17 protein-coding genes are annotated in these 24,249 nt (G+C 73.4%); 11 read left to right on the top strand and 6 right to left on the bottom strand.

Going from position 1 to position 24,249, the window contains the following annotated elements; all coding sequences use genetic code 11:
- Positions 1–164 precede the first annotated feature (164 nt).
- The 7 genes from ABZT47_RS00085 to ABZT47_RS00055 all read left to right on the top strand — a co-directional run bounded on the left by ABZT47_RS00085 (position 165) and on the right by ABZT47_RS00055 (position 7,624).
- The gene (locus ABZT47_RS00085) at positions 165–650 is read left to right on the top strand and encodes a GNAT family N-acetyltransferase (RefSeq protein WP_354834100.1); all 486 of its coding nucleotides are present in this window, start codon (positions 165–167) and stop codon (positions 648–650) included.
- A gap of 196 nt (positions 651–846) precedes the next feature.
- Positions 847–1,677, top strand: a complete 831-nt coding sequence (locus ABZT47_RS00080) for a GntR family transcriptional regulator (protein WP_354834097.1) — start codon at positions 847–849, stop codon at positions 1,675–1,677.
- Complete coding sequence (locus ABZT47_RS00075; RefSeq protein WP_148440852.1) at positions 1,668–1,895, top strand: 4Fe-4S dicluster domain-containing protein; 228 nt, start codon at positions 1,668–1,670, stop codon at positions 1,893–1,895. The genes ABZT47_RS00080 and ABZT47_RS00075 overlap by 10 nt, the downstream gene beginning before the upstream one ends.
- An 11-nt stretch (positions 1,896–1,906) precedes the next feature.
- Complete coding sequence (locus ABZT47_RS00070) at positions 1,907–3,319, top strand: ABC transporter substrate-binding protein (RefSeq protein WP_354834093.1); 1,413 nt, start codon at positions 1,907–1,909, stop codon at positions 3,317–3,319.
- Positions 3,316–4,158 carry an ABC transporter permease gene (locus ABZT47_RS00065; protein WP_354834090.1) on the top strand — a complete coding sequence of 281 codons (843 nt, stop codon included), beginning with the start codon at positions 3,316–3,318 and terminating at the stop codon, positions 4,156–4,158. Before ABZT47_RS00070 ends, ABZT47_RS00065 begins: the two co-directional genes overlap by 4 nt.
- 40 nt (positions 4,159–4,198) lie before the next feature.
- Entirely contained in the window at positions 4,199–4,954 is a 756-nt protein-coding gene (locus ABZT47_RS00060; protein WP_354834087.1) for an ATP-binding cassette domain-containing protein, read from the top strand.
- On the top strand, positions 4,955–7,624 hold the full coding sequence (locus ABZT47_RS00055; RefSeq protein ID WP_354834084.1) for a fumarate reductase/succinate dehydrogenase flavoprotein subunit: 2,670 nt from the start codon (positions 4,955–4,957) through the stop codon (positions 7,622–7,624).
- A 114-nt stretch (positions 7,625–7,738) separates the two neighbouring features.
- On the opposite strand, the gene ABZT47_RS00050 is transcribed toward ABZT47_RS00055, so the two are convergent.
- The gene (locus tag ABZT47_RS00050; protein WP_354834081.1) at positions 7,739–9,073 is read right to left on the bottom strand and encodes a hypothetical protein; all 1,335 of its coding nucleotides are present in this window, start codon (positions 9,071–9,073) and stop codon (positions 7,739–7,741) included.
- Between the two features lie 138 nt (positions 9,074–9,211).
- Here ABZT47_RS00050 and ABZT47_RS00045 point away from each other — a divergent pair, with 138 nt between their 5' ends.
- A complete protein-coding gene (locus ABZT47_RS00045) occupies positions 9,212–10,219 on the top strand; it encodes a polyprenyl synthetase family protein (RefSeq protein WP_354834078.1) in 1,008 nt (335 codons plus the stop codon).
- Between the two features lie 132 nt (positions 10,220–10,351).
- On the opposite strand, the gene ABZT47_RS00040 is transcribed toward ABZT47_RS00045, so the two are convergent.
- On the bottom strand, positions 10,352–13,201 hold the full coding sequence (locus ABZT47_RS00040) for a choice-of-anchor L domain-containing protein (RefSeq protein WP_354834075.1): 2,850 nt from the start codon (positions 13,199–13,201) through the stop codon (positions 10,352–10,354).
- A gap of 353 nt (positions 13,202–13,554) precedes the next feature.
- Here ABZT47_RS00040 and ABZT47_RS00035 point away from each other — a divergent pair, with 353 nt between their 5' ends.
- The 3 genes from ABZT47_RS00035 to ABZT47_RS00025 all read left to right on the top strand — a co-directional run bounded on the left by ABZT47_RS00035 (position 13,555) and on the right by ABZT47_RS00025 (position 21,163).
- The gene (locus ABZT47_RS00035) at positions 13,555–16,197 is read left to right on the top strand and encodes a M4 family metallopeptidase (RefSeq protein ID WP_354834073.1); all 2,643 of its coding nucleotides are present in this window, start codon (positions 13,555–13,557) and stop codon (positions 16,195–16,197) included.
- A gap of 7 nt (positions 16,198–16,204) precedes the next feature.
- Positions 16,205–19,741: a S8 family serine peptidase gene (locus ABZT47_RS00030; RefSeq protein ID WP_354834071.1), complete on the top strand. Its 3,537-nt coding sequence runs from the start codon at positions 16,205–16,207 to the stop codon at positions 19,739–19,741.
- A 168-nt stretch (positions 19,742–19,909) separates the two neighbouring features.
- Positions 19,910–21,163 (top strand): adenylate/guanylate cyclase domain-containing protein, encoded by a 1,254-nt coding sequence (locus ABZT47_RS00025; protein ID WP_354834069.1) that lies wholly within the window; start codon positions 19,910–19,912, stop codon positions 21,161–21,163.
- Positions 21,164–21,286: 123 nt separating this feature from the next.
- Here the strand turns inward: ABZT47_RS00025 and ABZT47_RS00020 are convergent, their stop codons facing one another.
- From ABZT47_RS00020 to ABZT47_RS00005, 4 genes are all read right to left on the bottom strand, one after another.
- Positions 21,287–22,246: a hypothetical protein gene (locus ABZT47_RS00020; RefSeq protein WP_354834066.1), complete on the bottom strand. Its 960-nt coding sequence runs from the start codon at positions 22,244–22,246 to the stop codon at positions 21,287–21,289.
- Positions 22,243–23,088: an ABC transporter ATP-binding protein gene (locus ABZT47_RS00015; RefSeq protein WP_354834063.1), complete on the bottom strand. Its 846-nt coding sequence runs from the start codon at positions 23,086–23,088 to the stop codon at positions 22,243–22,245. Before ABZT47_RS00015 ends, ABZT47_RS00020 begins: the two co-directional genes overlap by 4 nt.
- On the bottom strand, positions 23,085–23,477 hold the full coding sequence (locus ABZT47_RS00010) for a GntR family transcriptional regulator (protein ID WP_354834060.1): 393 nt from the start codon (positions 23,475–23,477) through the stop codon (positions 23,085–23,087). The genes ABZT47_RS00015 and ABZT47_RS00010 overlap by 4 nt, the downstream gene beginning before the upstream one ends.
- A gap of 153 nt (positions 23,478–23,630) precedes the next feature.
- Entirely contained in the window at positions 23,631–23,783 is a 153-nt protein-coding gene (locus ABZT47_RS00005) for a hypothetical protein (RefSeq protein ID WP_354834058.1), read from the bottom strand.
- Between the last annotated feature and the right edge of the window lie 466 nt (positions 23,784–24,249).

Here is a 24,249-nt window from a genome sequence, read left to right as displayed (position 1 = left end):
CGCGTGCGGCCCGCCGGGCGCGACGGTCGCACGGGGCGGCAGAACCACCTGAACCAGTAGGTCTTCGCATCCCGGCCGCCTGCGCCTCGCGCCGTCGCGGGTACCGTTGGCTGCCCGCAGCCCAGGGCGCGCCAGCCCCGTCCGTGAACCCGGTGAGGAGACAGATGACGACCGACCAGGCCACGTTCGCCGTCCGGGCCGTGCCTTACGACGATCCCGGCGCCGAGGAGCTGCGCACGGCGATGGAGGCCGAGATGGGGCTGCGGTACGCCGACCGGCTCGCCGACCCGGGCCACCTGCCCCCGGACATGAAGGTGCGGGCCGAGACGGTCCTGTACACCGGGGTCGCCTTCGACGGGGGTGTGCCCGTGGGCCATGTCACCCTTCGGCGCCTGGGCGAGGAGGTCGAGCTCAAGCGCATGTACGTCGCGCCGTCCCATCGCGGCTCGGGGGTGGCGCGGGCCCTGCTGGCGGCGGCGGAGGAGGCCGCCCGCGCCCTCGGGGCCCGGCGGATCATCCTGCAGACCGGCGACCGCCAGCCCGACGCGGTGCGGGTGTACGAGCGCGAGGGCTACACCCGCGTGCCGATCTTCCCGCCCTACGAGTCGCTCGACTACTCGTTCTGCTTCGAGAAGGCGCTCGCGCCCTGAACGCCCGCTGACGACACGGCCGCCCCCTGACGACGCGGCCGTCCGGTGGCGGATCTCGCCGGTCCGGCGGCCGGTCGGCTGCTCGGCGGTGGTGCGCGGACTCGGCTGAGTGGCGCAATCTCCCCGTTATCCCCATTTCCCTACCGGATTGCTAGGTTGATCCCGTCGGAGCTGGCGAACAGCCGGGGAGGCGGATGTGGAACGGGTGACGGCGGAGCCCACCGCGCGGCGCCGCCGGGCCGATCGGGCCCGGCAGGTCGCCGACCTGCTGCGCAGGCAGATCGTGCACGGCCACTTCCCGGCGGGGCAGCTCCCCCTGGAGGCCGCGCTGGCGCGCGAGTTCGGCGCCTCGCGCAACACCGTGCGCGAGGCGCTGCACCTGCTGCGCGAGGAAGGGCTGGTCGAGCGGTGCCCGGGAGTGGGCACCACGGTGGCGGGGGAGAAGTACCCCCACGGCCTGCACCGGCTGCTCGGCCTGGCGGAGACCCTGCACGAGCACGGCGAGGTGACCAACCAGGTCAGGACCATGACCCTGATCGAGCCGCCGGCCATGGTCGGCCACCGCCTCGGCGTGCCGCCGGGCGAGCGGGTCATCTACCTCGAACGGCTCCGCCGGCTCAACGGCGTGCCCCTCTCGCTCGACCTGACCTACCTCGTCCGCGAGGTCGGCGAGCCGCTGTTCGACGCCGACCTGGAGCACAACGACATCTTCGTGCTGCTCGAACGCATCGCGGGCCAGCCTCTCGGCATGGCCGAGCTGACCCTGGAGGCGGTCAACGCCGACGCCCACACCGCCGCCGCCCTGGACGCGCCGCGCGGCGCCGCGCTGCTCATGGTCGAGCGGCTCACCCACCTGGCCGACGGCCGGCCGGTCGACCTGGAGTTCATCCGCTTCAGAGGCGACCGGCTGACCATGCGCGGCCATCTCGACCGCACACCCCCCGCCCCCGGCGGCGGCCCGGCCGGCACAGCGCCGCCCGCGCGCCGCGACCACGACGCCACCATGGAGGAACGACCATGGCCCTGATCGAACAGCGGGTCGAGGTGCCCGTGACCATCGACGAGTCGCTGTGCATCGACGGCTGCACGCTGTGCGTCGAGGCGTGCCCGCTCGACTCCCTCGCCATCAGCGACGAGACCGGCAAGGCGTACATGCACGTCGACGAGTGCTGGTACTGCGGCCCGTGCGCCGCCAGGTGCCCGGTCGACGCCGTCACCATCAACATCCCCTACCTGCTGCGATGAAGGAGGCCGCCATGCGCGCAGCCCTGGCGTCGATCGCCGTCATGCTCGCCGCGACCGGCTGCTCGGTCGCCGGCGCGGCGGGCGGCGGGGAGAAGACGACGCTGGTCGTCGGCTACCAGTCCAAGACCATCAACACGGTGACCGCCGGAACCCTGCTGCGGTCCCTCGGCTACCTGGAGAAGCGGCTCGGCCCGGGGTACACGGTCGAGTGGCAGGACTACGACACCGGCGCGCCCATCACGGCGAAGATGGTCGCCGGGAAGATCGACATCGGGTCCATGGGCGACTACCCGCTGCTGATCAACGCCGCCCGCACCCAGGGCATCCCGGCGGCCCGCACGCGGCTGGTGTCCATCACCGGGTACAACCTGCGCGGTGGGCTCAACATGGTCGTCGTCCCGCCCGGCTCCACGGCCAGGACGCTCGCCGACCTCAAGGGCGCCACCATCTCCGCCAGCGCCGGCTCCGCCGGGCACGGCACGCTCGTCCAGGCGCTGGAGAAGGCCGGCCTCGACCCGGCCCGGGACGTGCGCGTCGTCAACCACCAGCCCGCGGTGGGCGCCTCGCAGCTGGAGTCCGGGGGAGTGCAGGCGTACGCGCAGTTCGTCGCCTGGCCCGGCCTGCTGGTCTTCCAGCACAAGGCCCGGCTGCTGTACGACGGCTCGGCGCTGGACGTGCCGACCTTCCACGGCGTGGTGCTGCGCCAGGCGTACGCCAAGGAGCACCCCGACGTCGTGGACGCCTTCCTCAAGGCCCAGATCGACGCCACCCGCTACCTGCACGAGCACCCGCTGGAGGCCGCCGAGTCCGTCGCCACGGCCACCGGGCTGCCCGCCGAGGTCGTCTACCTCTACAACGGCCCCGGCGGCATCGCGACCTTCGACCCCACGCTCAAGCCGCCGCTCCAGGCCGCCCACGAGCACGACGTGCCGTTCCTCAAGCGCATCGGCGACGGCTTCCCCGGAGTCGACGTCCGCGCGTTCGTCGACGACTCCTACCTGCGCAAGGCGTACGGCCCCACCTACGACGCCGACCTGGCCTCGACGGCCAACCCCGCGCGGATCACCGGGCCCGACCCGGTGTGCGGCAAGGCGGCCGGCGACCCGGTGACCGCCTCGGAGCTGTGGCTCGCCGGCGCGACGACGACGCGGCCGGCCGCCACGCCCACCTGCCTGCTGCGTCAGATCGCCGCCGCCGGCGCGCCCGTGCGCGCCGCCTACGTCCCCGACACCGTCACCGGCACCCGGTGGTTCGCCGACGGCTCGGTCTGGCTGCGTGACCCCGCGGCGGCGCCCGACGACAGGTTCCTGCCCTTCACCACGCAGGACGGCGCCGACGCCTACCGTCAGCGGCACCCGAAGACGCGGCCGCTCTCCTACGAGGAGGCGCTGCGGGCGGCCAAGGCGGGCGGCGAGGCGCGGTGACCGCGCCGGCCCGGACCTCCCCACCGCGGGCGGCCGCCGCTCCCACGCCCGCGCCGCGCGGGGCCCGGTGGGGCTGGGCCGCCAAGGCTGCCTCGCTGCCGGCCGCCGCCGGGGTGTGGCAGGCGCTCACGGTCACCGACGCGCGCCTGTGGCTGCGGTTCGACCGGCTGCCGACGCTCGGCGACATCGCCGCCGAGGCCGCCCGCCGCCTGGCGGACCCGGTCTACTACCTGGACCTGCTGCAGAGCCTGCTGCGCATCCTCACCGGGTTCGGGCTGGCCTCGGTCGCGGGCGTGGCCGTCGGCGTCGCCGTCGCCCGCTCGCGACGCACTCGCCACGTGCTGCTGCCGCTGCTGGAGGCGGTGCGCCCGATCCCGGCGATCGCGCTGGTCCCGGTCGCCATCCTGCTGTTCCCCACCGACGAGCAGGGCATCGTGTTCATCACCTTCGTCGCCGCCTTCTTCCCGGTCATGGTGAGCACCCGGCACGCCGTGCGGGCGCTGCCCACCCTGTGGGAGGACGCCGTCCGGACCCTCGGCGGCGGGCGGCGGCACGTTCTGTGGAACGTCGTGCTGCCGGGCATCCTGCCCGGCGTGTTCGGCGGGCTTTCGGTCGGCATGGGGGTGGCGTGGATCTGCGTCATCTCCGCCGAGATGATCTCCGGCGAGTTCGGCGTCGGGTACCGCACCTGGCAGTCGTACACGCTGGTCGACTACCCGGCGGTCATCGTCGGGATGGCCACCATCGGCCTGCTCGGCTGGTCCACCTCGGCCGCCGTCGAGCTCGCCGGGCGCAGGGCGACCCGCTGGCTGCCCCGCGCCGAGGGGCGGGAGTCGTGACGGCGCGCCGACGGCGGGCCCGCCCGGAGAGGAGCACCACGTGACGACGCTCGCACGACCGGCGCGCACCGGCGAGGCGCGGCCCGGGCTCGGGTTCACGCTGGACGGGCTGTCGCTCGGCTACGGCCGCGGCCCGGTGCTGCACGAGGTCGGCCTGGACATCGTCCCCGGCGAGGTCCTGGTCGTCGTCGGGGCCTCGGGTTCGGGCAAGTCCACGCTGCTGCGCGCGATGGCCGGGCTGCACGTGCCGCACGGCGGCCGGATCCTCGCCGACGGGGTGCAGGTCGCGGCCACCTCCGCCGACCGGGCCATGGTCTTCCAGGATGACGGCCTGCTGCCGTGGCGCACCGTCCGGGCGAACGTCGAGCTGCCGCTGCGCATCCGCGGGACGCCCCGGCGCGAGCGCGCCGCGGCCGCCGGCGCGTGGATCGCCCGGGTGGGCCTGGCCGGCGCGGAGGACCGGCTGCCGCGCGAGCTGTCCGGCGGCATGCGGCAGCGGGTGCAGCTCGCCCGCGCCCTGGTCGGCGCGCCCCGCGCCGTGCTCATGGACGAGCCGTTCGGCGCGCTGGACGCCCAGACCCGCGCCCAGATGCAGCGCCTGCTGCTGGAGGTGCTGGCCGACACCCGGGCGACGGTGGTGTTCGTCACCCACGACGTGGACGAGGCGCTGCTGCTCGCCGACCGGGTGGTGGTGCTCGGCCGCCACGGCGTCCGCTCGGTGATCGAGATGCACGGACCGCGCGACCCCGCCGCCGACCGGAGCGAGACGCGCGCGAGGATCCTGGAGGAACTGTAGATGGACATCCCCTCGATCGAGGACCGCCTGAGCCTGGACTGCGACGTGCTGGTCGTCGGCGGCGGCACGGCCGGGACGATGGCCGCGATCACCGCGGCCGAGCAGGGAGCTCGCGTGCTGCTGCTGGAGAAGGCGCACGTGCGGCACAGCGGCGCGCTCGCCATGGGCATGGACGGGGTCAACAACGCCGTCATCCCCGGCAAGGCCACCCCCGAGGACTACGTCGCCGAGATCACCCGCGCCAACGACGGCGTCGTCGCGCAGAAGACCATCTACCAGACCGCCACCCGCGGCTACGAGATGGTCCGGCGGCTGGAGCGGTACGGCGTGAAGTTCGAGAAGGACGAATACGGCGACTACGCCGTGCGCAGGGTGCACCGCTCGGGCAGCTACGTGCTGCCGATGCCCGAGGGCAAGGACGTCAAGAAGGTGCTGTACCGGGTGCTGCGCCGCCGCGACATCCGCGAGAGGGTGCGCATCGAGAACCGCGTCATGCCGGTCAGGGTGCTCACCGAAGGCGGCAGGGCCGTGGGCGTCGCCGGGTTCGACACCAGGTCGGGCCGCTTCGTCACCGTCGCGGCCGGGGCGGTCATCCTGGCCACCGGCGCCTGCGGCCGCCTCGGCCTGCCGGCGAGCGGCTACCTCTACGGCACCTACGAGAACCCGACCAACGCCGGCGACGGGTACGCCATGGCCTACCACGCGGGCGCGGAGCTCAGCGGCATCGAGTGCTTCCAGATCAACCCGCTGATCAAGGACTACAACGGACCCGCGTGCGCGTACGTGGCCAACCCCTTCGGCGGCTACCAGGTCAACAGCCGGGGCGAGCGGTTCGTCGACTCCGACTACTGGTCGGGCCAGATGATGTCCGAGGTCGCCGCCGAGATCTCCTCGGCGCGCGGGCCCATCTACCTGAAACTGACCCACCTGCCCGACGAGACCATCGGCGCGCTGGAGACCATCCTGCACTCCACCGAGCGCCCCACGCGCGGCACCTTCCACGCCGGGCGCGGCCACGACTACCGCACCCACGACGTGGAGATGCACATCTCCGAGATCGGCCTGTGCGGCGGCCACTCGGCGTCGGGGGTGTGGGTGGACGAGAACGGCGCCACCACGGTGCCCGGTCTGTACGCGGCCGGGGACCTGGCCTGCGTCCCGCACAACTACATGATCGGCGCGTTCGTCTTCGGCGACCTCGCCGGCGCGCACGCCGCCGCGCACCACGGCGGCGCCCCGGCGGCGCTCCCGCAGGACCAGGTCGCCGCCGCGCACGAGCTGGTCTACCGTCCGCTGCGCCACCCCGGCGGGCCGCCGCAGCAGCAGGTGGAGTACAAGCTGCGCCGCTTCGTCAACGACTACGTCGCCCCGCCCAAGACCGCCGCCAAGCTGGAGATCGCGCTGGAGTCCTTCGAGCGGATGCGCGAGGAGATCGCCTCGATGGGCGCGCGCACCCCGCACGAGCTGATGCGCTGCGCGGAGGTGGACTTCATCCGCGACTGCGCCGAGATGGCCGCCCGCGCCTCGCTCACCCGCACCGAGAGCCGCTGGGGGCTGTACCACGAGCGCGCCGACCTGCCGGCGCGTGACGACGGCCGCTGGCTGTTCCACCTCAACCTCCGCAGGCGGCAGGACGGGGCGATGGAGTTCCTCAAGCGTCCCGTGGAGCCCTACCTGGTGCCGGTGCCGGAGTTCGCGCCCACGGGGGGCGAGCCGGTGCCGCTGGGCGCCCACGTCTCCACGGCGGTGCGGCGCGTCGAGTCCGTGCGCGCCGGACGGGCCGCCGTCGGCCGATCGCCCCGCATCCTGGAACTGCACCGGCTGGCCGAGGAGCAGCCCACCGCCGACCGGCTCGCCCCCTACCTCGCCGACCCCGACCCCAAGGTCAGGCGGGCCGCCATCGCCACGCTCACCGAGACCGTCCCGGACGGTGCGGGCGCGGCGCTGGTCGCCGCGCTCGGCGACGACCACGGCGCGGTGCGGCGCGCCGCCGCCACCGGGCTCAGGGAGCTGGCCGAGGTGCTCCCCGCGACCCCCGAGTTCGGCGCGGCCCTGGCCGGGCGGCTCACCGGGGGTGACGCCGTGGTCAGGGCCACGGCGCTGGACATGCTGCGCGCGTTGCGGCTCGGCGACCGCGAGGTGTTCCGCGCCGGCATGGACGACCCGGACCGACGCGTGCGCATCGAGGCGATCCGCGGGCTGGTCTCCCTCGACGAGGCCGACCTGGTGGCCGCGGCCGCGGACGACCCGTCCAGGGAGGTCAGGGTCTGGGCGGCCAGGGGCCTCGGGCTGGTCGGCAAGCCGTCCGCCGCGCTCGGCGCGCTGGCGGCCGACGCCGACCCGCTGGTCAGGGCGGCGGCGCTGGAGGCGTCCGGCGCCACCGGCGCCCCGCTGGAGGCCCAGGCGCTGCGCGGGCTGGCCGACGCCGCCTGGCAGGTGCGCGTCGGGGCGGCCCGCTGTCTGGGCGCCGCCGGCGGTGAGGCCGCCCGTGGGCCCCTGATCCGGGCGCTCTCGGACGCCAATCTCGACGTGCGCAAGGCGGCCGTGCTCGCGCTGACCCGCTGGGCGGGTGCCCCGGAGGTCGCCGCGGCGCTCTCGGCCGCCCTGGGCGACCCGGACGCCGACGTCCGCGCCTACGCCCGCCGCGCGCTGGAGGCGACCCCCACCTGAGCCGGTGCCCGTCCTGCGGGCGGCCCACCACGGCTCCTGCGTCGTCCAGGCGCCGTCCGCGCGACCGGCTCGCCACGGCTCTTCCGTCGTCCAGGCGCCGTCCGCCCGGCCCGCTCAGCGCCCGCAGAAGTCCTGGCACCCGCCGAAACGCCCGGTGTCGGGCGCCGCGAACGCCGTGTCCGCCGTCCCGTCCACCGCCGCGGTCATCGTCGCTTTCCAGATGGGGGCGACGATGATCGTGCCGTCCACTCGCGCGTAGTGGCGGCCGTGGATGGTGACGTCTCTCAGCGGGTGCAGGAAGGACTGCTCAGGGACGCCGAGGCTGACGGCGGAGGCCAGGCCGGGCGTGTATCCGGCGTACCAGGCGGTCATGTAGCCGTCGGCCGTGCCGGGCATGCCCGCCGCGTCTCGGCCGACGCCGTTCAGCGTGCGGTGGTCGGCTCGCAGCAGGCCGGTCACCGCGTCGGCGACCGCCGGCTCCAGGGCCTGGTCGCAGCGCGGCGGGAACGCGCGAACGGCCCCGGAGGGCTCGCGGATCTCCGCGATCGCCGTCGGCTCGCAGTGCAGGCCCCGGGCGGCGAGGGTCGCGTAGGTGCCGGCGAGCGAGACCGGGTCCACCTCGTTGACGCCCAGCGTGAACGTCTCGACCTCCAGCAGCGGCCTGCCGTCGGCGCGCCGGAGTCCGAGCCGCTCGGCCATCCGGACCGTCTCGCACAGGCCCACCATCTGCTGCAGTCCGAGGAAGAAGGTGTTCACCTGGCCTCGGGTCCCCGAGCGCAGGGTGGTGAACCCGCCGGCCGGTTCGCGGTTGTGAGCGACGTGCATCGGGTCGCCGACGTTCTCGCCCTTGCAGTTCTTGAACGCCGGGTACCCGGTGGCCTGGTAGGTGTCGCGTGCGCGGATCCCGTCGTCGTAGCGCATGCCCTTGGCCAGCGCGGCGGCCAGCGTGTAGGGCATCGCGGTCGTGCCCTGCTGGAGCCCCCGCACTTGTCCCGAAGCGTTGCTGGTGGCCAGCGCCCTGATGGCGCCCTCGCCGGGCACGATGAGGGCCTGCGAGGCCACCTGCGGGTCGTCCCGGCCGACGTGGGCGTCGATCGCCCGCTGGGCGGCCTGCTGCATCCCCTGGTCGATCGTGGTCCTGATGGTCAGGCCGCCGCGCGAGAGCAGTCCCTGGTTGTAGGCGAGGAGCTGGTCGCGCACGTACCGGCAGACGTAGGGGTACCTGCTGCCCGCGCAGTCGTCCGGGAGCTCCTCGATCACCGCGCCATGGACGTCCGTCAGCACGCTCTTCGCCGCCGCCGCGGGGGAGCTCACCGCGGGAGATGGCACGGGCGAGCGCGCCGCGACCGGCCCGCCGCCGCCCTGGTCGTGCTGGAGGAGGAGGAAGACCACCACTCCCGCCGCCACCACCACGGCGGCGGCGCCCATGACGACGAGCAACCGGTTCATCGGTCCCCTCCGGTGAACGACACACGCTGTCCGATCCGCTGAACGTCTTACTCTCCGATGGTGACCCGGGGCACGGGGATCATGAAGCGCTAGAGTCGCAAAGTCGTGAATATGTGACTTCTTCGGCTGGAGGGCGGAATGGCGGGATCGGCCCTGGAGCAGGTCGCGCCGGCCGACGGCGAACTGGCCGGGCGGCTGCGCAAGAGCATGGCCGCGGTGGAGGCCCGGCTGCGGGACACCGCCGCCGACTCGCCCGACCCGCTCATCGTCCAGGCGGCCGGTTACCTGCTGGACGCGGGCGGCAAGCGCTGGCGTCCCCTGCTCGTGCTGCTGGGCGCCGAGTTCGGCGACCCGGAGACCGCCGAGGTGTCCGACGCCGCGGTGGCCGTCGAGCTCATCCACGCGGCCTCGCTCCACCACGACGACGTGATGGACGACGCGCCGCTGCGCCACGGCGTGCCGAGCGCGCAGGTCAGATGGAACAACAAGATCGCCATCCTGGTCGGCGACCACTTGTTCGCCCGCGGCGCGACCGTCAGCCTGGAGCTCGGCGAGGCCGCCAGGCGGGCGCAGGCCCACGCCTTCGAACGGCTGGTCAGGGGGCAGGTCAGGGAGGTGGCGGGCCCCCGGCGCGGCGAGGACCCCGTCGATCACCACCTGGAGGTGGTCCGCGACAAGTCGGCCTCGCTGATCGCCCTGGCCGTGCGGCTCGGCGGGATGTGCGCGGGCGCGGACGCGGCGGCGGTGCGCGCTCTCGGGGAGTACGGCGAGGCGCTCGGCGTCGCCTTCCAGCTCTCCGACGACATCATCGACATCGTCTCCGAGGCCGACCGCGCGGGAAAGGCCCCGGGCGCCGACCTGCGCGCCGGAGTCCCCACCCTCCCGGTCCTGCTCGCCCTGCGCGAGGCCGGGGACGGCGCGGCCGGGCGGCTGCGCGAGATCCTCGGCGCGGGCGCCGTCCCGGACGACGGCCCGCACGCCGAGGCGCTGCGCCTGCTGCGCGCCTCACCCGCGCTGGAACTGGCCCGCGCCGAGGTGGCGCGGTACGCGGGCGAGGCCAGGACGGCCGCGCGGCGGCTGCCGGAACGCGCCGCCCGCGACGTCCTCGAATCCCTCTGCGACCTGGTGACCGGCCGCTCGGCGTAGGAAGACCGCCTTTCTGCCTGAGCGGTCCGGCCGGAGCGGTCCGGCTTGAGGGCGGCCCCGGCGCGGGGGGCTCGGCCACGCGGCCCTGGTGACCGGCCGCCCGCCTGGGCGGGACGGTCACCAGGTGCGCGGTCACAGGTCGAGGGCGGTCTTGACGTAGGAGCCGTCGATGTTGCCGGCGGCGTCGATGCTGCGCAGGTGCAGCGTCCAGGTGCCCGTCGAGCCGGCCGGTTTGATCCAGTAGAACGGCTGGGCGTAGGTGGCGTACTGGGTCCGGTCGCCGGGGTCGCTCGACTCGATGGCCCACTCGATGCGCTCGACCCCGGCCCCGCCCGCGTCGGTGCCGCCTGCGGTGATGCGCACCCGCCGCTTGCCCTCGAAGGTGTCGTAGGTGAGGTTGACGGTGGTGTCGGGCGGGGTCTCGTCGTCGGCGCCGCCGCCGGTGACGGTGGGCAGCGGGTTCTGCGCCGGGCAGATGTCGCAGGGCAGGACGGCGACCCTGGTGGCCGGCACCGTCACGCCCGCGCCGGCGAAGGTGATGCGGTTGTTGGGGTCGGTCAGGATGGGCTCGTAGGCGATGGTCGAGGTGACGACGCCGTTGACCCAGGTCCGCAGCCGGATGTACACATACCCGTTGGCCGTGGTGGTGATCTCGCCGGCGGCCTTGCCCTGGGTGAGGAACGCCGAGATCTGCTTGTACGGCCCGGTGCCGGCGGCGTACGAGCTGCCCGGGATGTCCTCCATCTCGATCTCGGTCGAGGGGTCGGCGAAGCCGGTGCGGCGGCCCGCCGAGTCGGTGAGCAGCAGGTTCACCGGGCCTCTGACCATCACCTCCGTGCCGGTCAGCCCGCCCGCGCCGGCGAGCTGCTGGGCGTCGTCGGCGGTGCGCAGCGCGGCCAGGCGCCCGGCCGTCGGGCCCTCGCCCTGGATGGCATAGACGGCGCTGGCGATGACCTGCGACTTGTTGGGCAGGTCGGCGTGCCCGATGCCGGAGTACGGCTCCAGGACAACCGAGTCGCCGCGCAGTTCGGGGGTCAGGCGCGCCGACCCGAGCGGGACGGTGCCGTCCCCGTGGTCGCTCCAGTTGACCAGCACGCCGGTGCCCGGGGCGCACGTGCGCCACCAGCCGAACTTCTCGTCGCAGTGCTCCTCGGCGAACTCGTCGAAGCTGACGACGGTGGTCACCCCGTCGCCGATCAGGCGGGTCAGGCCGACCCGCGCGTCGGCGGGCTTCCATTCGTCGGCCTGCTGGTGCCAGGCCCGCGCGCGGTCGATCAGCGTCAGGTTCTTGTCGCTGAGCAGGTTGCGCACCTGGTCGGGGGTGAGCGGCCCGCCGGGGACGCGGTTGACCGGCGGCTCGACGACCCGGTGGTAGTTGTCGGAGGGCAGCAGTTCCAGGAAGCCGGGGAAGTTACGGGTGATCTTCGCGGCCTCGTTGCGGTTCAGCAGGCACCGGCCGCCGACGAAGTCGATGACGCAGGGCGTCTTGTAGTGCAGGACGCCCAGGGCCTTGGCCGCGCCGAGGTAGGGCGTGGCGATGGTGGAGATGCGGTTGACCTTGCCGGCCGACCGGGCGTCCCTCATCGCCGCGTTGACGACCAGGCCGCCCTGCGAGTGGGCGATGATGTTCACCCGGTCCGACCCGGTGGCGTCCCTGATGCGCTCGATGCGGTCCAGGAGCTGGTTCTTGTTGACGGTGGCCGACTTGCGCCAGTCGACGGGGGACAGGAACAGGTTCTCGCCCGGCTGGGGCGCCTCGATGTCGCCCAGTACGTACCCGGCGTCCTTCAGCAGCGTGACGGTGTCCTGGTAGATGGACTTCAGCCCGAGGATCTTCATGATCACCTCGGAGCCGTACACGCCGTTGCCCTTGGCGTCGGTCAGGCCGTCGTCGTTCAGCATGATGTTGTCGAGGTGGGAGTCGGTCGGGTTCAGCAGCTTCGTGCCGCCCGGCCACCACTCGGTGCCCGACTCGTCCACGAGCTTGGTGCCCATGATGCCGGGCACGAAGATGACCGGCTTGGTGACCGGCTTGGCCCCCGTCCCGCACTCGGCGCCGGTGTCCTGGGTGTACTTCAGGCCGCGCAGCAGCACCGCCGAGTCGTACACCGCGTCGTGCTGGTCGAACACCGACAGGTAGATCTTGTGCGCGCCGCCGGTGACCGGGGTGCCGGCCTTCATCAGGGGAGTGGCGCCGTCGTAGGTCGTCCCGGACGCCGCCGCGGCGCTCATCGCCAGCAGGCCCGTCGTGTTGGTGGAGATGACGTTGCCCGAGGGGTCGAAGGCGAAGTTGTCCGGCGCCAGGATGGTCGAGTCGTCGGTCGTCCAGGTCGACCTGTCCAGCTCGGCCACGAACCCGTCGTTGTAGGCGCTGCGCACGAACTCGGGGAACTCCTCGCTGAAGAACTTCATCTCGAAGGTCAGGCAGCTCGCCCACGCGGGGACGTCCAGGTCGACCTGCAGGACGGTGACGTCGTAGGCGCTCTCGCCGCGCACCTTGCCGCCGCCGGAGTCGCGGCCGGAGGACAGGAAGTCGTTCGGCTCGGGCGCCAGCGTGGCGTCGCCGGTGGTCAGCAGGGCGCCCTCGCCGGACACGCCGCCGATGCCGTGGCCGACGCCGTTGGTGCCGGACGTGGGCGGCGTCGTGACGTATCTGGCCCCTTCGAGGCTGCCGTCGGCGACGAGCGCGCCGGCCAGCGCGGCCGCGGCGTCGGCGCCGGTGCCGACCGGCGTGACGCTGCCCGCCGCGACGTCCAGCGCGGTGGCGCCGTCCCGCTTCGCCGTGCGCCGCTTGGCGGCCTTGCGGGCTTTGGCCGCCCGGTCTCGGGTGGTCTTGGCGTCGGCGGGCGCGCCGACGGAGATCGTGTGCCGCTCCGGTGCGGGCGGCGACGGTGGAGCGGGATCGGCGAACGCGGGGATCGCCAGACCGGTGCACGCCACCACGGCGGCGAGCATGACGAACAACGACCTGCGACGCACCACGTGCCTCCAGGCGGAGTCAGGCCCGGGGGAACGGGCTGGTGAGGGGGTGTGGGCGCGGCGAGCCCGGCCGGCCACGACGAGATTTCGGAACGACGCCGATGATCAAAATTGGGCTCAACATATACATCGACCGATCACCGGTCAAGACCGAAAAGTCGCGATTGACGGACCGGTATCCGTGGCCTGATACTCCGGTTGATCAAGGTATTTCCTTATCTCCCCCTTATCGACCCCCCGCATCTCCGCCCGCCTCCGCATAGGGATCCCGCGCACGCCATCCGTGGCCGACGCGCGCCCGCATGCCGGCGGACCCCCGTTGTCGATGGCGCACGGCTCACGTGTGGAGGCCTGTCATGCGTTCGGCGAGAAAGGCACGTCCCGCGGTCCGCGCCGCGGCGCGGGCGTCATGGATCGGCGCCGCCGCGGCGGCTCTCAGTACGGCGGTCACCTGGGCGGTGCTCGCACTGCTCACCACCGGCGCCGAAGGGCTGGTCGGCGGCTTCCTGTCCGGGAGCGCGAACGGCGTCACCACCACCGCGGCGGCCGCGACCGGCGGCCCGGTCGACTGGTGGTCGGCCACGCTGTCCACCGGCGGCCGGATCTGGCCGGTCCAGTTCCTGCTGCAGGGTTCCCCGCTGGTGCTGGTGGCGCTCGGGCCGCTGGCCGCCGGCGTGCTGGCGGGCGTGCTCACCCGCGGCCGGGCCAGGCTGCTGGCCGCCTCCGCCGGGTACGCGGCGGTCCTGACCGCGGTCGCCGCGCTCGTCGCCGCCCTCGCGCCCGGCGAGCTCGCCTCGGTGTCCACGCCCGCGCCGTACGCCTTCGGCCTGGGCCTCGCCTGGTGTCTCGCAGGCGGCCTGGCCGGTCAGGCCCTGCGCGCGCTCGTCGCTCCGCGCCGGGTGAGGCTGCTGGCCGGGGCCGGCGCGGGCCTGCTGGCCGCCCAGCTCGCCCTGTCCGGGTCGGCCGCCGCCGCGCCCGCCGCCGAGCAGCCCGCCGCGCTGCCGCTCGGCATCGCCGCCGCGCCCCCCGAACCCGCCCCCGTCGGCTACTACCGCCCTGGCGTCTCCCAGGCGCTGGCCCGGGTGGGCCTGGACACCGCGCGCCAGAAGGCGTCCCGCGACATGACCGCCGGCAGCGTCAACATGGCCAGGGAGCCGTGGCTCGGCGTCCCCACGATGGCGAGCCTGGACAGCCCGGTCGGCAAGGACGTCACGAGCTGGCTGCGGTCCAACGCCGCGCTGTTCGCCCTCAAGGACCCGGTGGCGCAGCTACGGCCGATGCCCGCCCGCGCCAAGGACCCGCTCGGCCAGCGGCACGACTGGTTCCAGCAGCAGATCGACGGCGTCCCGGTGTACGGGGCCAGGGTCGGCGTGCACCGCGACGCCAAGGGCACCACGGTGCGCGGGCTGACCAACGGCCTCATCCCCGACCTCGCCCCGGTCGCCACCCGGCCCACCCTCGGCGCGGACGCCGCCGTCGCCGCCGCCACCCGCGCCATGCCGGACGGCAGGACCGTCGAGCCGCCGGTGCTCTACCTGCTGCCCGGCGACCCCGACCCCGGGCGGCCGGTGCCGGTGACGCTCGTCTGGCGGGTGTGGCTCGCCGCGGCGGACGGCCGCTCGACGGTCTACTACGTGGACGCGCTCAGCACCGGCCGCGTCGTCACCTTCGAGCCGGGCCGCCTTGAGTTCAAGCAGCGCCGCGTATGGGACCTGCGCAACAGCGACGAGACCGACGATGACCCGGCCAGGGTCGAGGGCCAGAGCCCCGTCTCCGAGCCCGACGTCAACGCCATCTACGACCACAGCGGCAAGTTCTACGACTACATGATGTCCACCTTCGGCCGCGACAGCTGGGACGGCGAGGGCGCCCGCATGGACGCGGGCGCGCGGTACTCCTCCAGCGCCGACGGCACGCCCGAGAAGAACGCCTTCTTCATGCCCGAAAGCGGCATGACGGCCTTCGGGCAGGGCACGGCGACGCTGACCATCGTCTCCCACGAGTGGCAGCACGGCGTCACCTTCTCCACCGCCAACCTGTTCCAGCTCTTCCAGGGCGGCTCGCTGCACGAGAGCTTCTCCGACGTGTTCGCCGCCTTCACCGAGGCCAAGGTCACGGGCAGCACCTCGTGGAAGGCCGGAGAGGGCAGCTCGCTCGGCGTCATCCGCGACCTGGCCAACCCGCACAGCATCACCTATGACGGCATACCGCACCCCGCGCACTACAGCGAGTACTGGCTGGGCTGCGCCGACAGCGGCTGGGTGCACTTCAACAGCCTGATCCCGAGCCACGCCTGGTACATCCTGGCCACCCGCATCGGCGTCACCAAGGCCGCGGAGATCGCCTACCGCGACCTGACCGTCTATCTCGGCCCGCGGTCCCGGTTCACCGACACCCGCGTCGGGGCCATCCAGGCGGCCTACGACCTGTACGGCAAGAACTCGCCGGAGAGCCAGGAGACCTGGCGGGCGTTCGGCGCGGTGGGCATCGACGGCGTCTACGAGTCGCCCCGCCAGGTGTGCATGTGCTTCGCCGACGAGTCGCTGACCGGCGTCGGTCTGAAGGGCATGGACCCGGGCGGCTCGACGACCGACGCCACCGTGGCCGCGCTGCTGCGCACCCGCGACCTGTTCGAGAACGCCGAGTCGGGCTCGGTCCTGCACTACGCCCACCTGTACGCGCGCACCAACAGCCGGGCCATGGAACTTCTGACGGCCGACGACGGCCTGCGGCAGCGGACCGCCCACCTCATGCAGTCCATGGAGCCCGCCTTCCGCACCGTCGGCACCCGCGACGGCGACCGGGTGATCATCACCCAGACGCTGATCAACGAGATCAACGCCCTCGTCGACGCCTACATCCAGGCCGACATCGCCTCGGGGAACGGGGGCGAGCTGGCCGCGGTCCTGCGCGCCGACCGCTCCTTGGTGGACAGCCAGGCCCTGGTCGGCAAGACCGCCAACCAGGTGCTCGCCCAGCTCGACACGATCTTCGAATAGGAAGCCCATGCGCCGCCTGCTCACGGCCTTACTCGTCCCGGTCCTGCTGCTGGCCGCCGCGCCCGCCGCGGCGGCGGCCCCAGCCGCCGAGCCCTCGCCCGCGGCGGCGGCCTCGCCCGCCCGGCTCGACCGCGCGGTCGTGGAGAAGCTCGCCCGGAACAAGCGCGCCGACGTCTTCGTCATGCTCAAGGAGAAGGCCGACCTGTCCGCCGCCCGCGCGCAGCGCACCCACGCGGCCAGGGCGGCGCAGGGCTACCGGGCGCTCACCGCGACGGCCGAGCGAAGCCAGAGCGGCCTGCGCGCGTTCCTGCACGGCGAGAAGGCGCTGTTCACCCCGTACTGGCTGGTCAACGCCGTGCTGGTGCGCGGCGCGAGCCGCGAGCTGGTCGACCGGCTCGCCGCGCGGTCCGACGTGGCAAGGGTGCGCCCCGCCGGCTCGGTCACCATTCCCGAGCCCGACCGCACAGCCAAGGCCGTGGAGCGGGCGGCGGCGGGCGTCGAGTGGGGCGTCGACCAGATCGGCGCCCCGCGCGTCTGGTCGGATCTGGGCGCGAGGGGTCAGGGGGTCGTGGTCGCGACCATCGACTCCGGCGTCCAGTTCGACCACCCCGCCCTGGCCGCCCGCTACCGCGGGCGCAAGGCCGACGGCACCTACGACCACAACTACAACTGGTACGACCCGACGCTCGTGTGCGGCGTCCCGTCGCTGAAGCCGTGCGACAACAACGGCCACGGCACCCACACGATGGGCACCATCGTCGGCGACGGCGGCATCGGCGTGGCGCCCGGCGCCACCTGGATCAGCGCCAAGGGCTGCGCCTCCTCCACCTGTTACGACGACGACCTGCTCGCCGCCGGCCAGTGGATGCTCGCCCCGACCGACCTCAACGGGGCCAACCCGCGCCCCGACCTGGCCCCGAACCTCGTGAGCAACTCGTGGGGCGGCTCCCCGGGCGACCCGTTCTACCAGGGCATCGTCGACGCCTGGGTCGACTCGGGCATCTTCCCGCTGTTCGCCGCGGGCAACGAGGGCCCCGCCTGCGGCACGGTCGGCTCGCCCGGCGGGTACGACAACTCCTACGCCGTCGGCGCGTACGGCGCGGACCTGAAGATCGCCGACTTCTCCAGCCGGGGCGACGCCGAGACGCCGGGGATCAAGCCGAACATCAGCGCCCCCGGGGTCGCCGTGCGCTCCTCGATCCCCGGCGGAGGCTACGAGGTCCTCAGCGGCACCTCCATGGCCACGCCGCACGTGGCGGGCGCCGTCGCGCTGCTGTGGTCGGCCGCGCCCGCGCTGCGCGGCGACGTCGCCGCGACCCGGCGGCTGCTGGACGAGACCGCCGTGGACGTCGTGGACTACTCCTGCGGCGGCGCGAGCGACGACAACCGGGTGTGGGGGCAGGGCCGGCTGGACGTCTTCGCCGCGGCCGTCTTCGCCCCGCGCGGCCAGGCGGGCACCCTGACGGGCACCGTGCGCGACGCCGGCGGCGACCCCGTGCCGAACCCCACGGTGACCGTCGCCGCCTCCGGCGCCAAGCGGACCTTCACCGGCGCCGCCGACGGCGTCTACACCCTGTCGCTCCCGCCCGGCTCCTACACGGTCACCGCCACGGCGTTCGGCTTCGCCCCCGCCTCGGGCGCCGCGACCGTGCCGGCCACCGGCACCGCCGTCCGCGACCTCACGCTGTCCGCCGTCCGCCGGTACGACATCTACGGCGAGGTCCGCCAGACCGGCGGGGAGCCGCTGCCCGGCGCCGTGGTCTCCATCGAGAACACCCCCTACCCGCCGGTGACCACCGAGTCCGACGGCACCTTCGCCATGATCGGCGTCCCGGTCGGCACCTGGCGGATCAACGTCAAGGGAGCCCGCTGCGGCGGCTCCACCACCCTCACGGTGCAGGTCGACGGCGACGAGTTCGTGCCCATCGACACGCCGCTGCGCAAGGACTCCTACGGCAACAAGTGCGACGTGGTGCCGTCCCTCACCTGGGTGAACGGAACCACGCCGCTCGCGCTCACCGGCGACGACGCGGGAGCCGCCGTCACGCTGCCGTTCACCTTCCCGCTGTACGGCAAGCCCTACACCAAGGCCTGGGTCTCGACCAACGGGTTCATCAACTTCGCGCGCAACACCAACCTGGCGCAGAACGGCCCCATCCCCAGTCCGGGCCTGCCGAACGCCGCCGTCTACGCCTTCTGGGACGACCTGATGGTGGACGCCTCCGCGAGCGTGCTCACCGCCACACTCGGCACCGCGCCCAACCGCCGGTTCCTCGTCGAATGGCGCAACGTCACCCTGGTGGCCCAGCCGTCGGCGCGGCTCACCTTCTCCGCCGAACTGCACGAGAACGGCCAGGTGCTCTTCCAGTACAAGTCGCTGACGTCCGGGTTGATGCCACGGGGCGGCTCCGCCAGCGTCGGACTGGAGAACGGCACCGGCCTGCTCGGCTTCGACTACTCGGTGGACCAGCCCATCCTGCGCCCCGGCATGGGCATCCGCTTCTACGGGCTCGGCGTGGTGCAGGGCTTCGTCAAGGACCACCAGGGCGCCAGGCTCGCCGACGTCCCCGTCGAGCTGGTCGACCCGGTCGGCGGCGACGTCATCACCGACACGGTCTCGGACGCCTCCGGCCTCTACCGGCTGTACGTGCCGCAGGGCTCCTACATCGTCGTCATCTCCACGCCGGACTGGGAGTACTCCAGAAGCGAGATCACCGTCACGACCGAGGGACAGGTGATCGGCCTCGACATCACCGTGTACCCGATGGACAACACCGTCACCGGCCACGTGCGCGACGGCACGGGCGCGCCACTGGCCGGCGTCCTGGTCGGCGTGCAGGACTACCGGGTGCCGCCGGCGACGACCGACGCGCAGGGCGCCTACCGGCTGACCGGCGTCATGGGCGGCCCGCAGTTCATCCAGGTGTACCGGCAGGCCTGCGACATCGTCATCCAGAAACGCATCACGGTGGGCGGTGACCTCCAGGCCGACCTGACCGTCGGCATGCCGATCGAGCACTCCGGCTTCGCGTGCGCGCGCACCCCGAAGGCCTACCTCCCCGGCGTCGACCCGATCGGCGTGGACGACTACACCAGCGTCATGGTGCCGCTGCCGTTCGCCTTCCCGCTTTCGGGCAAGACCTACGCGGCCGTGGGCGTCGCGTCGCTCGGCACGCTGCTGTTCATCGATCCGCTGTCCGCCAAGTGGTCCTGGGCCGCGCCGCTCAACGATGACCTGCACTACGACGAGCGGTCCTCGGTGCGCACGGCGACGCTGGGGCAGGGCGCCGACCAGCGCTTCGTCACCGAATGGCGCGACGTCGAGCTGAGGGGCACCGGACTGCGCGTCACCTTCGAGGTGGTGCTGTACCCCGACGGACGGATGCTGTTCCAGTACGGCGACCTGCCCGACGACCCGCGCGTCCGCGTCGGCGACGGGCGCACCCAGGTCGGCAACGTCTACGGCCCCGACCTGCTCCTCATCAGGGGACCGCTGGACCCGGCCGTCGCCTTCGCCATCCGCCCCGCGCCCCAGCAGCCCTGACGTCCGAGGTCCCCCGGCCGCCGCCGGACCGGGGGACCTCGGGCCTCCGGCACCCCGGACGGCCGAGGTCCCCGGCCCGGGCTCGGGACCGGACCTGGACCTGGACCTCGCCGACCACAGTCGCTCAGCGGGTTCGGGCAATTACTTTGAGTTGTCTACCATGTCCGGGTGACCTCCGAACCCCCCACCGGCCGGCTCGCTCCGGGCGGTTTCGATCTCGCGCGTGATGTGGCCGGCGGGCTGCCGCTGACGCTGGTCGAGCGGTGGCTCGCCACCGGCCGCGGCGCGGCGGACGCGCGCCGCCTGCTGAGCGGCCACACGGTCCGCGGCTATGGCGTGGTGTCCGACACCTCCGGGCTGACCAAGGTCAGCGGGCGGCTCGGCCTGCTGGAGGTGCTGGCGCTCATCGACCGGCCCAAGCGCGTCCTGCACCGCCACGGCGCCGCCGCCGGCGGCCGGGCGGTGGGCGTGTGGGCCGCCGACAACGCTCAGATGTTCCACCCCGCCTCGACCGATCCGCGGGTCCTGCTGTCGGCGTTGCTGCGGGCGCGCGACGAGATCGAGCGCCACTGCCGGGTCCGGGTCGGCGTCGGGGTGCACCTCGGCGACTTCTACGACCTGGCCGGCGGTCTGTACGGCCCCGACGCCGACCTCATCGAGGACCTCGCCGAGAACCACGTCGAGGGCGGTGAGATCGCCGTGACGCAGGCGGTGGTCGACCGGCTCCCGGACGGCCACGGTTTCGTCCTGCGCCGCGGCCGCGAGGCGGACGGCCTCGGCGCCGTGCACCTCCTGCTGGACGGCCCGCGGCCGCCCGCCGAGCGCCCCCCGGAGGCCGGCACCTACCCGATCCCCTACTCCTCGGCCTTCTACGCCGACCTGCTGCGGCTGGACGGCCGCCCCGACGACGCCGGCCTGGCCGCGCGGCTCGCCGCCCGGCACCTGCGGCGGCGCACGGTGGTGCTGGTCGAGCGCGACGCCGTCCCCGCCGCGACCCCCGAGCTGGCGCTGCTGAATGGGCTGGCGCTCTCCAGCGTGATGAGCCGGACGGGCCTGCGCCTCATCCCCCGCCCGGGCGCCATGGAGGTCAAGGTCAGCGGCCCGCTGGCCATCTACCTCTTCGACGATCCGGCGCCCGCGGTCCGCTTCGCCGAGCGCATGCGCGCGGGCCTCGCCGACCACGGCATCTCCTGCCGCATCGGCGTGGACACCGGGCCGGTGCTGGCCGGTGAGACCCCCTCCGGCGGCTGGGACGTCGCCGGCGCCCCGGTGAACGTGGCCTCCAAGATGGCCCAGGACCTCGGCACGCCGGGACGCATCTACCTGAGCGAGGCCATGGGCGAGCACGTCCCCTCGGGGAAGGCGTACACCCCGGTCCGGCACACCGTCTCCGGGGTGAGCATGACCTGCTACGAAGGCTGACCGCACAGGCTCGCCGCCGGCGCCCCCGCGGGCCGGTCGCCGGCCGGTCCCGGCCGGCGACGAATGATCCGCGACCGCGATCACCGGTCCGGGTCTCTGGCCGGCTCCGACCGAACCGGCCCGTCAGCCGGGGCGGCGGAGGGCTCGGCGCACGGCCAGGCCGCCGAGGGCCGCCGACGCGAGCGCCAGAATCCCGCCCTCGGTCCACTGGAAGCGCCAGAACCTGGACGCCGGATGGTAGTACACGGCATACCGGTAACCCTTGCGGAACAGACACGCCTGCCACGCCTCGGCGTTCTTGCTGCTGTGCCCCGCGTCCACCCGGCGCGGGCAGCCGCTGTCGGACGGCTCGGCGACCTCCCTCCCGGACGGCCGCACCCAGGCGGCGCTCACCAGCCGGGCGTCGGGATCCTCCAGCACGGTGCCGGACAGCTCGGCACGCGCCGGCTCGGCGTAGTGGTCGCTCAGTTGGAACAGCGTGAACATCGTCACCGCCACACCGGCCACGACCAGCGCCATCGCGGGCAGCGTACGCCGGAACAGGGTGCCGGCCGCGGTGCCGAGCGCGAACGCGTACAGCCACCACGCCGCCGGCTCCACGCCCACCATGTTGAACACACCGATGTTGCCGAACGTGGAGTCGACCCCCGTCCTGAACACCGGCCGCCACAGGCTCACCATGAGCGACAGCAGCAGCCCGCCCGCCACGACCGCCCCGCCCAGGACCGACAGCTTGACCGCCAGCCACCGCCACACGGGCACGGACTGGGTCCAGGCCAGACGGTGGGTGCCGCGCTCGTACTCGCGGCCGAGCAGCGGCGCGCCCCAGAAGGCCCCGATCAGCGCCGGCAGCACCAGTGGCATCCAGCCGAACACCGAGTAGACCGCGTCGTAGCGCCGCCCGAGCGCCACCGCCAGGTCTCCGCACGCCACGGCGGGCCCCGGGCAGCCGGGCGGGGCGTGCTCGGCCACGTACCGGCCCGCCTCCACCGCCGAACCCAGAAGCAGCGCCCCCAGCAGCGCCAGGAAGCCCGCCGTCACGAGGATCTGTGCCCGGTGCTGGCGCCACGTCACCCAGATCACACGCCCACCCCCGTCAGTCCCGGCAGCGCCGCCGACTCGGGGCTGCGCAAGTAGGCCATGACGAGTTCCTCCAGCCCCGGGCGCCGTGCCTGCCAGCGAGGATCGAGCGGGGGCGCGCCCCTGACCAGCATGCTGACCTGCCTGCCGGTACGGCTCGCGCCCACTACGCGCGTGCCCGCCGCCGACGCCCCGTCGGGCCCGGTGAGTACGAGATGCCCGTCGAGCAGTTCGTCGATGTCGCCACTGACCTGCGGCCGACCCTCGTTCAGCACGACCAGCCAGTCGCACGTGTCCTCCAGGTCGGAGACGACGTGGGAGGACAGCAGCACGGTCAGCTCCCGGCCGGACACTTCCGCCATGATCGAGCGCATCACGTCGTGGCGGGCGAGGGGGTCGAGGTTGGCCAGCGGTTCGTCCAGCACGAGCAGGTCGGGCCGGCAGGCCAGCGCCAGGGTGACCGCCACCTGCGCCTGCTGCCCGCCCGACAGCCCGCTCACCCTGCGGCCCAGCGGGATGCCCAGCCCGGCGAGTCGGCCGGCAGCGGCGGCGGCGTCCCAGCGGGTGTTCATCCGGCGGCCGAAGGCGAGCATCTCCGCGACGGTGAAGCCGTCGTACAGCGGCTTGTCCTGCGCCACGAACGCCGCCTCGCCCGCCACGCGGACGCTTCCCAGCGCGGGCCGCAGCAGGCCGACGGCCGCGTGCATGAGCGTGGTCTTGCCCGCGCCGTTGGGCCCGACCAGCGCCGCCACGCGCCCGGTGGGCACGGACAGCGAGCAGTCGCGCAACACCCACGTACGGCGGTAGCGGACCCCCAGCCCGGTCACCTCCAGCGCCGGTCTCATGCCACGTCCTGCTTCGCGGTGTCGGCCAGGACCACGGCGAACAGCGCCCGCAGGTCCTCCTGGTCGAGCCCGGCCGCGCGGGCGTCGCGCACCCACTTCTGCAGACCGCGCCGCAGCCGCGTGTGCTCGGCGAGGGTCGCGCCCGCGATGCCCTGCCGGACGAACGTCCCCATCCCTGGCCGCCCCTCGACCAGCCCTTCGCGCTCCAGCTCCCGGTAGGCCTTGAGCACGGTGTTGGGATTGATGGCCAAGCTCTCGACCACCTCCCGGGCGGTCGGCAACTGGTCGCCGGGCCGCAGCGTACCCAGCCGGAGCGCCTGTTTGACCTGGTGAACGAGTTGCAGGTACGTCGAGACCCCCGAACCGCGATCCAGGTTGAACTCGATCACATGAAACACCCTTTCACTATTCGAATAGTGAAAGGGTGGTGGATCCGGCCGCTCCTCGTCAACCCATGCTTGTCCGGCGACGCCGTGCTCGACGGAGGCGGCCTTCGGTCACGACGCCATGTCCAGCAGGGCGCGGTCACGCCGTTCCGACGTTCAGCACGGCGGCAAGGGGTCGCCGTTGACGCTCAGCCCGCCGCCGTGGCCGCGGCCGTGGCCGTGGTCGGTGCCGACGGCCAGGAAGCCGAAGGTGACCCGGCCGAACGGTTCGACATGTACTCCAGGGAAGGCGGGCGCGGGACCCGGCACGCCTGAGCTGTAACTTTCACGGCTCGGCGCGACATACACACAGTTCGAATGCTCGCGGGCCCGCCTCTGCTTGACCTTCCGTCGAGGGCGGAACCACGCTCCGCTGGAGTGTCACTCCCGCGCGACCAGTTGAGCGGTCCGCATCCCCGTCGCACACGCGTGCCGGTCCACGCGAATAAATGTTAACGCTAACAATTTAACCGAAGTAGATCACGGTCGAAAAAGTGATCGATAACACGATCAAGGTCCAGCCCGGTGGCGACGCCGGAGACCGGCGCCGACCGGGCCAACGGGACCGAGAAGGTGCTGATCGGCGCCTACAGCACAAAGGAGAAGACATGACGCAGGATCAGAACGAGCCCATGAGCGGCGAGCGGAAGGCGCTGAGCCGGAGGAGCGTCCTGACGACGATCGGGGCCGTGCCGGTCATCGCGGCCGCGGCGTCGGTCGTGGGGGCCACGGAGGC

Origin of the sequence: Sphaerisporangium sp. NPDC005289 (assembly GCF_040607455.1) — a bacterium.
Classification (GTDB): domain Bacteria; phylum Actinomycetota; class Actinomycetes; order Streptosporangiales; family Streptosporangiaceae; genus Sphaerisporangium; species Sphaerisporangium rhizosphaerae.
This window is presented reverse-complemented; position numbering and strand designations above follow the sequence as displayed.